The sequence below is a fragment of the Chelativorans intermedius genome, from assembly GCF_025398255.1.
GTDB classification, from domain to species: Bacteria; Pseudomonadota; Alphaproteobacteria; order Rhizobiales; family Rhizobiaceae; genus Chelativorans; species Chelativorans intermedius.
Window position 1 is genome coordinate 22607 of record NZ_JAODNW010000015.1, and the last position, 12858, is coordinate 35464.

The following is a 12858-nucleotide window of genomic DNA, read 5'->3' on the forward strand; positions in this document are numbered from 1 at the left end:
CGCAAAGTGAAGCCGGTTCGGGCAGCAATCCCACCATTCTTTCAGCCGCGTGCGGCAGGCGCGAAGAGCCGCCGCCCGCCCCGTCTCATGCCGGCGGGCTTCTAGAGGCTTCCCCGTGGGTTGTCAATCGGCGCCCGGGCCGCCAGGCCATGTCCGCCGCTCAGGCGCCGAGCCCGGCGAGCGCCTTCTTCTCGCGCCGCCGCTGCACGGAGGAAGGGATGTTCATCGCCTCGCGATACTTGGCCACGGTGCGGCGCGCCACCTCGATGCCGTCCTCGCGCAGGGCGGCGACAAGGGCATCGTCCGAGAGCACGTTGCCGGCATCCTCGGCCTCGATCAGCCGGCGGATGCGCTCGCGCACGGCCTCGGCCGAATGGGCCTCTCCGCCGTCGGCGGCAGCAAGGGCGGCGGTGAAGAAATAGCGCAGCTCGAACAGGCCGCGCGGCGTCATCATGTACTTGTTGGCGGCGACGCGGCTTACGGTGGATTCGTGCATGCCGATGGCTTCCGCCACATCGCGCAGCTTGAGCGGGCGCAGATGGCGCACCCCGTGCAGCAGGAAGGCATCCTGCCGGCGCACGATCTCGCCGGCCACCTTGAGGATGGTCCTTGCGCGCTGGTCGAGGCTGCGCACCAGCCAGTTGGCGCTTTGCAGGCACTCGGAGAGGAAAGCCTTCTCCGCCTGATCGGCGCGCGCCGAGACGGTGGCATAGTAGGCCTGGTTGACGAGCACGCGCGGCAGCGCCTCCTGATTGAGCTCGACCACCCAGCCGCCCTCGGCCGCCCGGCGCACGAAGACATCCGGCACCACCGGGTCCGCCGGCGCGCGGGTGAAGGCGGTGCCAGGCTTGGGATCGAGGGCGCGGATCTCGGCCAGCATCTCCACGAGGTCCTCCTCGTCCACCCCGCACAGCCGTTTCAGGCCCGCGAAGTCCCGCCGGGCAAGCAGGTCGAGATGGGAGAGCAACGCCTGCATCGCCGGGTCCAGCCGGTCGCGCGCCTTGAGCTGCAGGGCCAGGCATTCGGCCAGGCTGCGGGCGAAAAGGCCCGGTGGATCGAAGGTCTGGCAGGTGGCGAGCACCCGGTCGAGAAGCGGCCTGTCGGCACCCGTGCGCTCGGCAATCTCCGCCAGGTCCACCGAGAGATAGCCCGCCTCGTCCAGGCCATCGGCCAGCTCCTGCGCCAGAAGCCGCTCCTGCGGCGACTGGAAGGCGAAGGCGATCTGCTCCTGCACATGGGCGCCAAGCGTGATCGGCGCGGCAGCCACCGCCTCCAGATCCCACGCCTCGCCGGTGGCAAGCCCGTTGCCGCCGGCCGAGCGCCACTGGGCCGAAAGGTCGGGGCCGATGGCTTCGCGCCGGCCGGGATCGTCGGGGAACAGGTTTTCGAGCGAGCTGTCGAGCCGCTCGGCCATCGCCTCGGCGCCGCCGCGCGGCGCCGGCTCGCCGGCGGCGGCCGGCTCCTCGCCGCCCGCCTCGTGCTCAAGCAGCGGGTTGCGCTCGATCTCGCCGGCGATGAACTGTTCGAGCTCGCCGCGCGTCAGCTGCAACAGCCTGATCGACTGCAGCAGTTGCGGCGTCATGACCAGAGACTGGCTCTGGCGCAGATGCAGGCTCGGTGAAAGGCCCATCGCGTAACTCTACCCCGCCCCGGCCCGCGGCATTCGCGGGCGGCTTTCGTGCGGGGATAAAACTGGCCCGGGATTTGCTTGTCAAGGACGGAAGGGCGCAGACCTAGAAAGTGAAGCCTTCGCCGAGATAGAGCCGGCGCACGTCGGGATTGCCCACGATGTCCTGCGGGCGGCCATGGGTGAGCACCTGGCCGGCGTGGATGATGTAGGCGCGGTCGATCAGGCCCAGCGTCTCGCGCACGTTGTGATCGGTGATCAGCACGCCGATGCCGCGCCGAGTCAGATGGCGCACCAACTCCTGGATGTCGGTGACGGCAATGGGGTCGATGCCGGCGAAGGGCTCGTCGAGCAGCATGAAGTTGGGCCTGCTGGCGAGGGCGCGGGCGATCTCCAGCCGCCGCCGCTCGCCGCCCGAAAGGGACACGGACGGCGCCTTGCGCAGATGGCCGATGCGGAACTCCTCGAGCAGCGCGTCGAGCGTCTTCTCGCGCTCCTTGCGGCTTTTCTCCACCATCTCGAGGATGGCCAGAATGTTCTTCTCCACCGTCAGCCCGCGGAAGATGGACGCCTCCTGCGGCAGATAGCCGATGCCCAGCCGCGCCCGCCGATACATGGGCATGGAGGTGACGTCGTAGCCGTCGATGTGAATGGTGCCCTGATCGACGGGCACCAGTCCCGTGACCATGTAGAAACAGGTGGTCTTGCCGGCGCCGTTCGGCCCCAGAAGGCCCACCGCCTCGCCGGCGCGCACGCCCAGCGACACGCCGCTGACCACCTGGCGGTTCTTGTAGGACTTGGTAAGCCCGCGGGCAATCAGCGTGCCCTTGAGGCGCTCCTGCCCGCCGTTGCGGGCGTGGCGGGGTGCGGCGGAGGACGAGGCGGCAGTCACGGCATCCCCTATTGCCGGTTCTCGGAGCCGGGGGTGAGCAGCATGCGCACGCGGCCGCCGGAACCCTCCCCCTTGCAGCTCTCCAGCTTTGCCTGGCCGGTTGCCATCTGCACCGTGAGCCGGCAGCCGACCACCACGTTCTCGCCTTCCGTCAGCACCACTTCCTTGCCGGAAAGGGTGAGCACCTCGGTCTGCATGTCGAAGGTGCCGCGCTCGCCGGTGGCCACCTGGCTCTCGGACCTCACATAGACGCCGCCCTCCACCTCAAGGCGCTGGATGGCGGCGCTGCCGGTGGTGGCGGAACCCGCATCGCGGTCGTAATGCACCGTCATGCGGGCGGACTTCAGCAGGGTGGGGCCCTGGACGACGGAGACATTGCCCGTGAAGATGCCGACGCCCCGGGTCTCGTCCACCTCGAAGCGGTCGCTCTCGATCTGGATGGGCTGGTCGCCCGAGAGCTTGAGCCCCGTCAGCCGGCCCTCGCCATCCTGGGCGGCCGCGGCCACAGGGGCAAGTGCCAGGCCGGCGGCCAAGAGCCAGCTTGCAATCCTATCCATCACCGCCGCCTTCCTTCTTCTGTGTGCCGGCCGGGCGCACCTTGCCGGGCTCAAGCTCCACGCGAACACGGTTCTCGAATATCAGGCGCTTGCCGCCTTCGGAAGCCCGCAATGCATCGGCGCTGATGCGCATTCCCTCCATCTCGATCTCCACCGGCTCCTCGGTGACGAGGGCGTTGGAGGAAATGTCGATGCGGGCCGAACGCAGCCGCGCCACCAGACCGGAGGTGGTGCTGAAGGTGATGTCGCTGTCAAGGGTGAGGTGGTTGTTCTCGCGGTCGAAGGTGCCGTTGGCGGCACGCACCGTGGCCCGCTCCTGCTCGTCGATGGGCAGCGTGGCCCGGATTCCCTCCAGCGCGATGGTCTGGTCCTTCGAGCCCATCGCCTGCAGCGCCCGTTCGGCCCTGACCGAATAGGGCAGATCGTCCCTCGTGAACCCGTCGAGTGCCGGATCCTCGATCACCAGATTGCCGTTGCTGATGGAGGCTGCGCCAATGCCGGCGACGCTGCCTCCGAGGGTGGGCAGAAGCGTGTAGCCCAGAAAGACGGCGGAGGCCAGAACGGCCGTGGCGGGCAGCACCACCTTGAGCACCCGCACGCGGCGCGAATGGCGCTGGGCGCGCGCGAAAACCTCCGACCCGCGCTCCGCGCGGCGGATGGCCTGTGCCTGCCTTTCCTCGCCCGCCCCCTTCATGACCGAATCGTCCATCGCGCTCTCCCGCCGCCAAAACGGCGCGTCTGCCGCACCCTGCGCGCCCGCCCTGCCAGCCCTTGCGGCTGTTGCACCGCAATATGGCCATTTTTGGTTGACGCCGGAACATTATGCAACCTTAGGCCGGCGCGGGGGATGCCCTTGGCCGCAGGCGACGAAACAAGGTAGCTCATATGGGTTGCTTCGTCTAAAAGGCAAGCCGGCGTTTCTCTTCAATGCCCTGCGAGGTCACCATGTCCATCAGAACCGACGACCTGATCGACCGCCGCCGCCTGCGGCGCAAACTCACATTCTGGCGGGTGATAGCCTTCCTCATCATCGCGCTGGCGCTGGCGGGCTCCGTGCGCTGGCTGGCCGGCGACCGCCTGGGCGGGCTGCGCCCGCACGTCGCACAGGTGCGCATCGAAGGCACCATCGTCGAGGACGAGGAACTGCTGGAGCGGCTGGAGCGCATCCGCCGCACCGACGCCGTCAAGGGCGTGGTGCTGACCATCGACTCGCCGGGCGGCACGACGGCGGGCGGCGAGGCCATCTTCGAGCAGGTGCGCCGCCTGGCGGAGGAAAAGCCCGTGGTCGCCCAGGTGGGCACGCTGGCCACATCCGCCGGCTACATGATCGCCAGCGCGGCCGACCATATCGTCGCCCGGCAATCCTCGATCGTCGGCTCGATCGGCGTCATCGTGCAGATTCCCAACATCAGCAGACTGATGGAGACCATCGGCGTGAGCGTGGTGGAGGTGAAGTCCTCGCCCCTGAAGGCCGAGCCCTCGCCCTTCACCCCGACGACGGAGGAGGGACGCGCCATGCTGCGCGCCATGGTGCTCGACAGCTACGACTGGTTCATCGGTCTCGTTGCCGAACGCCGTCCGCTGTCGCGCGCGGAGGTCACGACTCTGGCCGACGGCTCGGTCTTCACCGGCCGGCAGGCGCTGGAGCGCAAGCTGGTAGACGCGCTGGGCGGAATGCGCGAGGCGAGGGCGTGGCTCGCCGAAGAAAAGGGCGTGGAGGAGAGCCTGGAGGTCATCGAATGGGAACCGGAAGGGACGGCCAGCGCCTGGCTGCTCCCCGGATCGGCGGCCCGGTGGGCGGCGGCGCTGGTGGGCCTTTCCGAGCGCGCGGGGCTGCTCGGGCGGCTGGGCGGCGAATCCGTCTTCCTTGACGGTCTGCTGTCGGTCTGGCAACCTGAAGCCACCCGGGCGACGGATTGATATTGCAAGAAGAATCGCCTCACTTCCCTGGCAACAACGCGGCGGAACCGAAGCCATGATAAAGTCTGAGCTGGTGCAGACAATCGCCAACCGCAATCCGCATCTCTTTTTGCGCGACGTGGAGAAGATCGTGAACGCGATCTTCGACGAGATCACCGAAGCGCTGGCCGAAGGCAACCGCGTGGAGCTGCGCGGCTTCGGCGCCTTCTCGGTGAAGAACCGCCCGGCGCGCGTGGGCCGCAACCCGCGCACCGGGGAGACGGTCTATGTCGAGGAGAAATGGGTGCCCTTCTTCAAGACCGGCAAGGAACTGCGCGAGCGGCTGAACGCGGAAAACTGACTTTCCGGCACTGCGCATCTCCATGAAAGGACGGAAGGCCGTATGCTCAACCGCATCGTGATCGTGCTTGTCTTCGTGCCGCTGGCCATCGTGCTCATCGCGCTGGCGGTGGCCAATCGCGCCGCGACCCCCTTCACGCTCGACCCCTTTCACCCCGGGAATCCGGGGCTGACGGTGGAGATGCCGCTTTTCGTCTATCTCTTTGCGGCGCTCGTCATTGGCCTGTTCGTGGGCAGTTTCGTCACCTGGTTCCGCCAGAGGCGCTATCGCCGCATCGCCCGCGAGCGCAGCCAGGAGATGGAGCGGCTGCGCGCGGCGGAGCGGCAGAAGGGCTCGGCTTTGGCGCCGACGGACGGATGAGCCGGTCGATGCTGACCATCTCCGCCGAACAGATCGATCACTGTCTGACCCATGAGGGCCTTGTCGAGACCCTTCGGGCGGCCTTCCGCGCCGGGGCCGTGCAGCCCGTGCGCCATCACCACACGATCGAACGGGCGAAGGGCAGCGTCAGCACCCTGCTCCTGATGCCCGCCTGGAGCGACTTCAGCGCCGAGGAGGGCGACGGCCATATCGGCGTGAAGGTCGTGACCGTTTCGCCGGACAACAACGCCATCGGCAAGCCCGCGGTGATGGGGATCTATCTGCTCATGGACGGCAAGACCGGCGAGCCGCAGGCGCTGATCGACGGCCAGCGGCTGACGCTGTGGCGCACGGCCTGCGCCTCGGCCCTTGCCGCCTCCTATCTCGCCCGCGAGGACGCAAGCCGCCTGCTCGTCATCGGCGCGGGGGCGCTGGCGCCGCATCTGGTGCGCGCCCACAGGAGCCAGCGGCCGATCCGCGCGGTCAAGATATGGAACCGCACGCCCGACAATGCCCGCCGGGTGGCCGAGACGCTGCGCGGCGAGGGGCTGGAGGCGGAAGTGACGCAGGATCTCGACGCGGCCGTCTCCTGGGCGCACATCGTCACCAGCGCCACGCTGTCCACCGAGCCGCTGGTGCGCGGGGCCGCGCTTTCGCCGGGCACCCATGTGGACCTGGTGGGTGCCTTCACACCCGATATGCGCGAGAGCGACGACGCGGCGCTTTCGCGCGCCTCCGTCTTCGTCGACACCCTGGCCGGGGCCACAAAGGAGGCCGGCGACATCGTGCAGGGCCTGCGGTCGGGGGCGCTGACGCAGGCCGACATCAAGGCCGACCTCTATGCGCTGACGCGGGGCGAGAAGCCCGGCCGGCAGAGCGGCGAGGAAATCACGCTGTTCAAATCCGTCGGCGCGGCAATCGAAGATCTGGCCGCGGGCATTGCCGTCTACCGGGCGCTGGCGGGGTGAGCGGGCCTTTCCCGCTCACACGTGCTGGCCGCCATTGATGTGGATCTCGGCGCCCGTGACGTAGGACGCGCTCTGCGAGCACAGGAAGAAGATCGTATCGGCCACTTCCGCCGTCTGGCCGAGGCGGCGCAGCGGAATCGATTCCACCAGCTTGTCGGTGCCGGGCGAGAGGATGGATGTCTCGATCTCGCCGGGGGCAATGGCATTGACGCGAATGCCGTAAGGCCCGAAATCCGCCGCCATCTCGCGCGTCAGCGCGGCGAGCGCGGCCTTGGAGGTGGCATAGGCGGTGCCGGCGAAGGGGTGGACGCGGCTGCCGACGATGGAGGTGACGTTGACGATGGAGCCGCGGGCTGTGGAGAGCTCCTTGAACAGCCCGCGCGCCAGCATGATGGGGGCGAAGAAGTTCACCTGAAAGACGTCGCGCCAGACATGCATGGGCGTGTCGATGGAATTCATGCGCCCGCCGCCTTCCATCTTCGGCGAGATGGCGGCGTTGTTGACCAGCGCATCGAGCCGCCCGCCATTGGCCGCCAGCCGGTGGCGGATCTCGCCGATGGCGATGCCCACGCCTTCCTGGTCGGAAAGGTCGAGCTGGATGTGGTCGTCGGGCCCGGCCGGCCAGGGACAATCCTCCGAGAAGGGTTGCCTGGAGCAGGTGATCACGCGCCAGCCCTCGCGCGAGAAACGCTTCACCGTTGCATGGCCGATGCCCCGGCTTGCGCCCGTCAGCACCAGCGTCTTTCTGTCGTCGATGTCGCTCACCGCGGCTCTCCCATGAAGGTGCTGCCTATGTAATGGCAGAACGGGCGGAATGCGAGGGCCCTTGCTCAATTGCCCAGAATGATGTCGACGATGGACAGCGACCGGCGCTCGCGCGCAGCCCCCACCTCGACCGGCGGCACGGGGCGGGCCGCCACGGCCCCCTGCGGCGCCGGCGCACCGGCCGGACGGGGGCTGCCCGGCAGGGCGGCCACCGGCACGCCCTCATGGGCGGCGACCATGAAGGCGCGCCAGGCGAGGGCCGGCAGCGAGCCGCCCGTGGCGTCGGTGGGGCTGGCATCGTCATTGCCGAACCACACCCCGGTGACGAGATCGGCGGTGTAGCCGACGAACCAGGCATCGCGCGAGCCCTGGGTGGTGCCGGTCTTGCCGGCGGCTGGGCGGCCGAAGGCGGCGGCGCGGCCGCTGCCATAGTCGAGGGTGCCGGAGAGCATGGCATTCATCATGCCCACCACCTCCGGGCTTGCCACGCGCGGCGGGGTGGCGGCCTTGTGCTCGTAGAGCAGCCGGCCGGAGGCGGTGGTGATGCGGCGGATGAAATGAACCTCCGGCCGCAGGCCGCCATTGGCGAAGGGCACATAGGCCGCCGTCAGCTCCAGCGGCGTGACTTCCGACGTGCCGAGCGCGATGGAGGCATTGGCCCTGAGGTCCGATTCGATGCCCATGCGGTGGGCGACCTCGACCACCGCCCCGGGCCCCACCTCCTGGACCAGCTGGGCAGCCACGGAGTTGAGCGAGCGGGCCAGCGCCTCGCCAAGCGTGACGCTGCCATGGTATTTTCCCTTGTAGTTTTCCGGTGCCCACTTGCCGATCCTTACCGGCGCGTCGTTGCGCACGCTTTGCGGGGTGCGGCCCTGCTCCAGCGCCGCCATGTAGACAAAGGGCTTGAAGGCCGAGCCGGGCTGGCGGCGCGCCTCGGAGGCCCTGTCGAACTGGCTGTTGGCGTAGTCGTAGCCGCCCACCATGGCGCGCACCGCGCCCGAGGCGTCGATGGAGACGAGCGCGCCCTGGGTGACGTGCAGCGCCCTGCCCTTCTCGTCGATGAGCGATCGGATCGTCTTTTCCGCCACCTTCTGCAGGCGGAGATCCACCGTGGTATGGACGACGATGTCCTCCTCGATGGCGCCGACCAGGGAAGGCAGCTCCTCCATCACGCGGTCGGCCACATAATGCTGCGATCCCGTCCAGTAGGTTGCGGCGCGGGTGGCGGGGGTGCTGAGGGCGGCGGCAAACTGGCTGTCGCCGATCATGCCCTGCTCGCGCATCGCGGCGAGCACGACCTGGGCGCGCTCCTCCGCGGCGCGGGGATCGCGCGCCGGGGAAAGCCGCGACGGCGCCTTGAGAAGCCCGGCCAGGAGGGCCGCCTCGGCGAGCGTCACCTCGTGGGCGGGCTTGTTGAAGTAGCGTCGGGCCGCGGCCTCCACGCCGTAGGCGCCGGAGCCGAAATAGACGCGGTTCAGATACATCTCCAGAATCTGGTTCTTGGAGTATTTCTGCTCCATCCACAGCGCAAGCAGCACCTCCTGCACCTTGCGCTCGATCGTGCGGTCGGGCTCCAGGAACAGGTTCTTGGCCAGCTGCTGGGTGATGGTGGAACCGCCCTGGGCGATGCGGCCCTTCATCAGATTCTCCACCATGGCGCGGGCAAGGCCGATGGGATCCACCCCCCAGTGGGAATAGAAGCGCCGGTCCTCGATGGCGATGACGGCCTGCGGGATGTAGGGCGACATCTCGTGCAGGCCCACGGCCTCGCCGCCGGTCAATCCGCGATTGCCGATGAGCCGCCCCTCGGCGGAGACGATCTTCACGTTGGGCGGCCGGTCGGGGATGGCCCAGGTGGTGGCGCTCGGCATCTGGGCGCCGTAGAAGGCGGCGACGGCGACGCCGGCAATGCCCGCCCACAGGGCCAGGACCAGCGACCAGTAGAGGACGCCGCGCAGAAAGCCGAAAAAGCCGCGCCGCCGGCCACCGCGGCGCGCCCGGGCGCGCCCGGCCGGCCCGGCGCGACGGGGGCGCGCGGACGCGGCGGCCCGCTTCGGCGCCGACGCGCCGAAGGTGGGCTCGACACGGGTCTGACCGCGCCTTGTCTGCCTGCGCCTGGCCATGCGCGCAACCACCTCCGATCCGCCGCCGGCAGGGCGGCCCCCTGTTGCGACGCACGCTAACGGGGGCTGTTTAAGGGGCCGTTAAGCCTCGCCGCACGCCGTGCATGCATCTTAACCGTTGCATGGGACGGCCGCGCTATGCTGCTGCGCGAAACGGCAAGGGGGCAGCCATGCAGGAACCGATGAACGCCACCGCGCAGGCGCGTGTCGACTGGGTCGATGCCGCGAAGGGCCTGTGCATCATCATGGTCGTCATGATGCATTCCACGCTGGGCGTGGAGCTCGCCACCGGGCAGGAGGGCTTCATGCACGCGCTGGTGGCCTTTGCGCGGCCGTTCCGCATGCCGGACTTCTTCCTGATCTCCGGGCTTTTCCTGGGGCTTGTGATCGACAGGCCGTGGCGGCGCTTTCTCGACCGCCGGGTGGTGCATTTCGCCTATTTCTATGTCCTGTGGCTGACCATCCAGTTCGTCTTCAAGGCGCCGGCCATCGCCATGGAAGAGGGCTGGCGCGCCGCACTCCATGCCTATCTCCTCGCCTATGTGGAGCCATTCGGCACACTTTGGTTCATCTATCTGCTGCCGGTGTTCTTCGTCTTCACGCGGCTCATCAGGGGGCTTCCCGTCTGGCTGGTCTTCGCCGGGGCGGCGGTCCTGGAGGCGCTGCCCATCCACACCGGATCGGTGCTCATCGACGAGTTCTGCGCCCGCTACGTCTATCTCTTCGCGGGATATGCCTTCGCGCGCCACGTCTTTGCCTTTGCGGCCTGGGTGCGGTCGCGGCCCGGCGTCTTCGCGGGGCTCGCGCTCGTTTGGGCGCTCGTCCACGGAACGCTGGTCTTCACCCCCGCGCCGGCCGGCCTTGCGGCCTGGCTGCAGCCCGATCCCGGCCATTCCGGCGCCACCGGCGGGCTGTCGGAGCTGCCGCTCGTCTCGCTCCTGCTGGGGCTGGCGGGCGCGGCCTTCATCGTCGGCGCGGCCGCGCTGCTGTCGCTTGCCAGGCCGATGCGCTGGCTCACGTGGCTCGGGGCGCATTCCATCGTCGTCTATCTCGCCTTCTTCCTGCCGATGGCGGCGACGCGCGTGCTTCTTCTGAAGAGCGGGCTCATAGGCGATGTCGGGGCGATGTCGCTCATCGTCACGCTGGCCGGGGTGACGGGGCCCGTCGTGCTCTACGGCCTGGTGCAATGGACGGGCAAGGGCCGCTTCCTGTTCGAGCGGCCGGCATGGGCGCGCATCGAGCGGCCGGCCACCGCACGGCCGGCGGCCGCGGCGGCGCAATAGCCGCGCCCGCCTCAGCTGTGGGCGAAGATGTCCACGTCCTCCCAGCCCATCAGGTCGAGCCTGGCGCGGGTGGGCAGGAAGCGGAAGCACGCCTCCGCCTCGCCGGTGCGCCTTTCCCGCTCAAGGCGCGCTGTCAGCGCATCGCGCAGGCGGTGGAGATGGAGCACGTCGGAGGCGGCGTATTCGAGCTGCTCCTGCGACAGCTCTTCCGCCGCCCAGTCGGAGGATTGCTGCACCTTGGAAAGGCTGACGCCCAGAAGCTCCGCGCAGACGTCCTTCAGCCCGTGGCGGTCCGTATAGGTGCGGGTGAGCCGCGAGGCGATCTTGGTGCAGAAGACGGGCTGCGGCATGACGCCGAAGGCGTGATAGAGAACCGCAAGGTCGAAACGCGCATAGTGGAACAGCTTGGTGATGCGCCGGTTGCGCAGGAGCGCCGCCAGGTTGGGCGCCCGCTTCTGCCCGGCGGCGATCTGCACCACGTCGGCCGTCCCGTCGCCGGGCGACAGCTGCACCACGCAGAGCCGGTCGCGATGCGGCTTGAGCCCCAGGGTCTCCGTGTCGACGGCCACTGCATCGACACCCTCGTAGCGGGCGAGGTCCGGCAGGTCGTGCCGATGGAAGCGGATGGTCATTGCCGCCCTCCCCTTGCCAGCGCGGCAAGAATGCGCGCCCAGGAGCGCTGGCCCTTGTGGAAGGAGGACAGCTCATACTTTTCATTGGGCGAGTGAATGCGGTCGTCGGGCAGGCCGAAGCCAACGAGCAGCGACTCCATGCCGAGAAGGCGCTGGAAATCGCCGACGATGGGAATGGAGCCGCCCATGGCGATGGACACGGCGGGGCGGCCCCACTCCTGCGTCAGCGCCGCCTCGGCCGTCTTGACCATCGGCGAATCGTAGGAAAGCTGGATGGCCGGCGAACCGCCATGGGGCGCAAACGACACCGAGCAGTCGGCGGGGATGCGCGCGCGCACGAAATCGCGGAAGGCGGCGCGGATCTTCTCCGGATCCTGGCGGTGCACCAGGCGGAAGGAGACCTTGGCCGAAGCCTGGGCGGGAATCACGGTCTTGAAGCCCTCGCCCGTGTAGCCGCCGACGATGCCGTTGAACTCGGCCGTCGGGCGCGCCCAGATCAGCTCGAGCGGAGAGCGCCCCGTCTCGCCGGCAGGCACGGACAGGCCGATGGGTCCGAGCAGGCTTTCGGGCGTGCGGCCCAGCGCTTCCCAGCTTTTCAGGATGTCGGGCGGCGTCTCCTCCACCCCGTCATAGAAGCCGGGGATGGTGACACGGCCATTCCCGTCGTGCATGTCGGCGAGCACGCGGGCGAGAATGCGGATGGGGTTGGCCGCAAGACCGCCGAAGAAGCCCGAATGCAGGTCTCGGTCGGCGGCCCTCACCGTCACCTCCTCGCCGACGAGGCCGCGCAGGCCGACGCAGATGGCCGGCGTCTCGCGGTCCCACATGCCGGTGTCGCAGACGAGCGCGAAATCGGCTTTCAGCTCTCCGGCATGTTTCTCGAGGAAGGGGCGGAGGGAGGGCGAGCCCGACTCCTCCTCGCCCTCGAAGAGGATGGAGACGCGGCAGGGAAGCCTGCCATGCACCGCTTTGTAGGCCCGGCATGCCTCCACGAAGGTCATAAGCTGGCCCTTGTCGTCGGAGGCGCCGCGCCCGGTGATGACCTTGCGCCCCGGCTCCACTTCCTTCAGCGCAGGGGCGAAGGGATCGTCCTCCCACAGCTCCAGCGGGTCCACCGGCTGCACGTCGTAATGGCCGTAGAAGAGCACATGCGGCCCCTCGCCCTCATGATGGGCGACCACCATCGGGTGGCCGGCCGTCTCGCGCACATCCGCGGCGAAGCCGATGGAGCGCAGATCCGCCGCCAGCCACTCGGCCGCCCTGCGGCACTCCGGCGCGAAGGCGGGATCGGTGGAGATGGAACGGATGGCCAGGAGGGCGAACAGGCGCTCCAGGCTCTCGTCGAGCGAGGCGTCGAGGCGGTCGAGCACGGGCGCGACATCGGACATGAC

13 protein-coding genes are annotated in these 12858 nt (G+C 68.9%); 5 read left to right on the forward strand and 8 right to left on the reverse strand.

Translation table 11 applies throughout. The features are described 5' to 3' along the window. Positions 1-160: 160 nt before the first annotated feature. From rpoN to lptC, 4 genes are all read right to left on the reverse strand, one after another. Positions 161-1630 (reverse strand): RNA polymerase factor sigma-54, encoded by a 1470-nt coding sequence (gene rpoN / locus NYR58_RS11905; RefSeq protein ID WP_261521013.1) that lies wholly within the window; start codon positions 1628-1630, stop codon positions 161-163. 103 nt (positions 1631-1733) lie between these two features. Continuing rightward, positions 1734-2519 carry an LPS export ABC transporter ATP-binding protein gene (gene lptB / locus NYR58_RS11910; RefSeq protein ID WP_261521014.1) on the reverse strand — a complete coding sequence of 262 codons (786 nt, stop codon included), beginning with the start codon at positions 2517-2519 and terminating at the stop codon, positions 1734-1736. A gap of 8 nt (positions 2520-2527) precedes the next feature. Continuing rightward, on the reverse strand, positions 2528-3076 hold the full coding sequence (locus NYR58_RS11915) for an LptA/OstA family protein (protein ID WP_261521015.1): 549 nt from the start codon (positions 3074-3076) through the stop codon (positions 2528-2530). Further along, positions 3069-3785 (reverse strand): LPS export ABC transporter periplasmic protein LptC, encoded by a 717-nt coding sequence (gene lptC / locus NYR58_RS11920; protein ID WP_261521016.1) that lies wholly within the window; start codon positions 3783-3785, stop codon positions 3069-3071. The genes NYR58_RS11915 and lptC overlap by 8 nt, the downstream gene beginning before the upstream one ends. Before the next feature lie 236 nt (positions 3786-4021). Between lptC and sppA the strand changes: the two genes are divergently transcribed. The 4 genes from sppA to NYR58_RS11940 are packed head-to-tail and all read left to right on the forward strand — an operon-like array spanning position 4022 to position 6664. Then, positions 4022-4996, forward strand: coding sequence for a signal peptide peptidase SppA (gene sppA / locus NYR58_RS11925; protein ID WP_261521018.1), 975 nt, complete (start codon positions 4022-4024; stop codon positions 4994-4996). Positions 4997-5051: 55 nt separating this feature from the next. Continuing rightward, on the forward strand, positions 5052-5336 hold the full coding sequence (locus NYR58_RS11930; RefSeq protein ID WP_261521019.1) for an integration host factor subunit beta: 285 nt from the start codon (positions 5052-5054) through the stop codon (positions 5334-5336). Between the two features lie 42 nt (positions 5337-5378). Continuing rightward, the gene (locus NYR58_RS11935) at positions 5379-5696 is read left to right on the forward strand and encodes a lipopolysaccharide assembly protein LapA domain-containing protein (protein ID WP_261521020.1); all 318 of its coding nucleotides are present in this window, start codon (positions 5379-5381) and stop codon (positions 5694-5696) included. An 8-nt stretch (positions 5697-5704) separates the two neighbouring features. After that, positions 5705-6664, forward strand: coding sequence for an ornithine cyclodeaminase family protein (locus tag NYR58_RS11940; RefSeq protein WP_261521021.1), 960 nt, complete (start codon positions 5705-5707; stop codon positions 6662-6664). 15 nt (positions 6665-6679) lie between these two features. Here NYR58_RS11940 and NYR58_RS11945 read toward each other — a convergent pair whose 3' ends face one another. Together NYR58_RS11945 and NYR58_RS11950 are read right to left on the reverse strand one after the other, a co-directional pair. Further along, positions 6680-7429: an SDR family NAD(P)-dependent oxidoreductase gene (locus NYR58_RS11945; RefSeq protein ID WP_261521025.1), complete on the reverse strand. Its 750-nt coding sequence runs from the start codon at positions 7427-7429 to the stop codon at positions 6680-6682. Positions 7430-7494: 65 nt separating this feature from the next. After that, entirely contained in the window at positions 7495-9552 is a 2058-nt protein-coding gene (locus NYR58_RS11950; protein WP_261521026.1) for a transglycosylase domain-containing protein, read from the reverse strand. A gap of 170 nt (positions 9553-9722) precedes the next feature. Here NYR58_RS11950 and NYR58_RS11955 point away from each other — a divergent pair, with 170 nt between their 5' ends. Further along, complete coding sequence (locus tag NYR58_RS11955) at positions 9723-10835, forward strand: acyltransferase family protein (RefSeq protein ID WP_261521027.1); 1113 nt, start codon at positions 9723-9725, stop codon at positions 10833-10835. 11 nt (positions 10836-10846) lie between these two features. Here NYR58_RS11955 and NYR58_RS11960 read toward each other — a convergent pair whose 3' ends face one another. Together NYR58_RS11960 and NYR58_RS11965 are read right to left on the reverse strand one after the other, a co-directional pair. After that, positions 10847-11467, reverse strand: a complete 621-nt coding sequence (locus NYR58_RS11960) for a ribonuclease D (protein ID WP_261521029.1) — start codon at positions 11465-11467, stop codon at positions 10847-10849. Beyond that, positions 11464-12855, reverse strand: a complete 1392-nt coding sequence (locus NYR58_RS11965; RefSeq protein WP_261521030.1) for a M20/M25/M40 family metallo-hydrolase — start codon at positions 12853-12855, stop codon at positions 11464-11466. The genes NYR58_RS11960 and NYR58_RS11965 overlap by 4 nt, the downstream gene beginning before the upstream one ends. Positions 12856-12858: the final 3 nt, after the last annotated feature.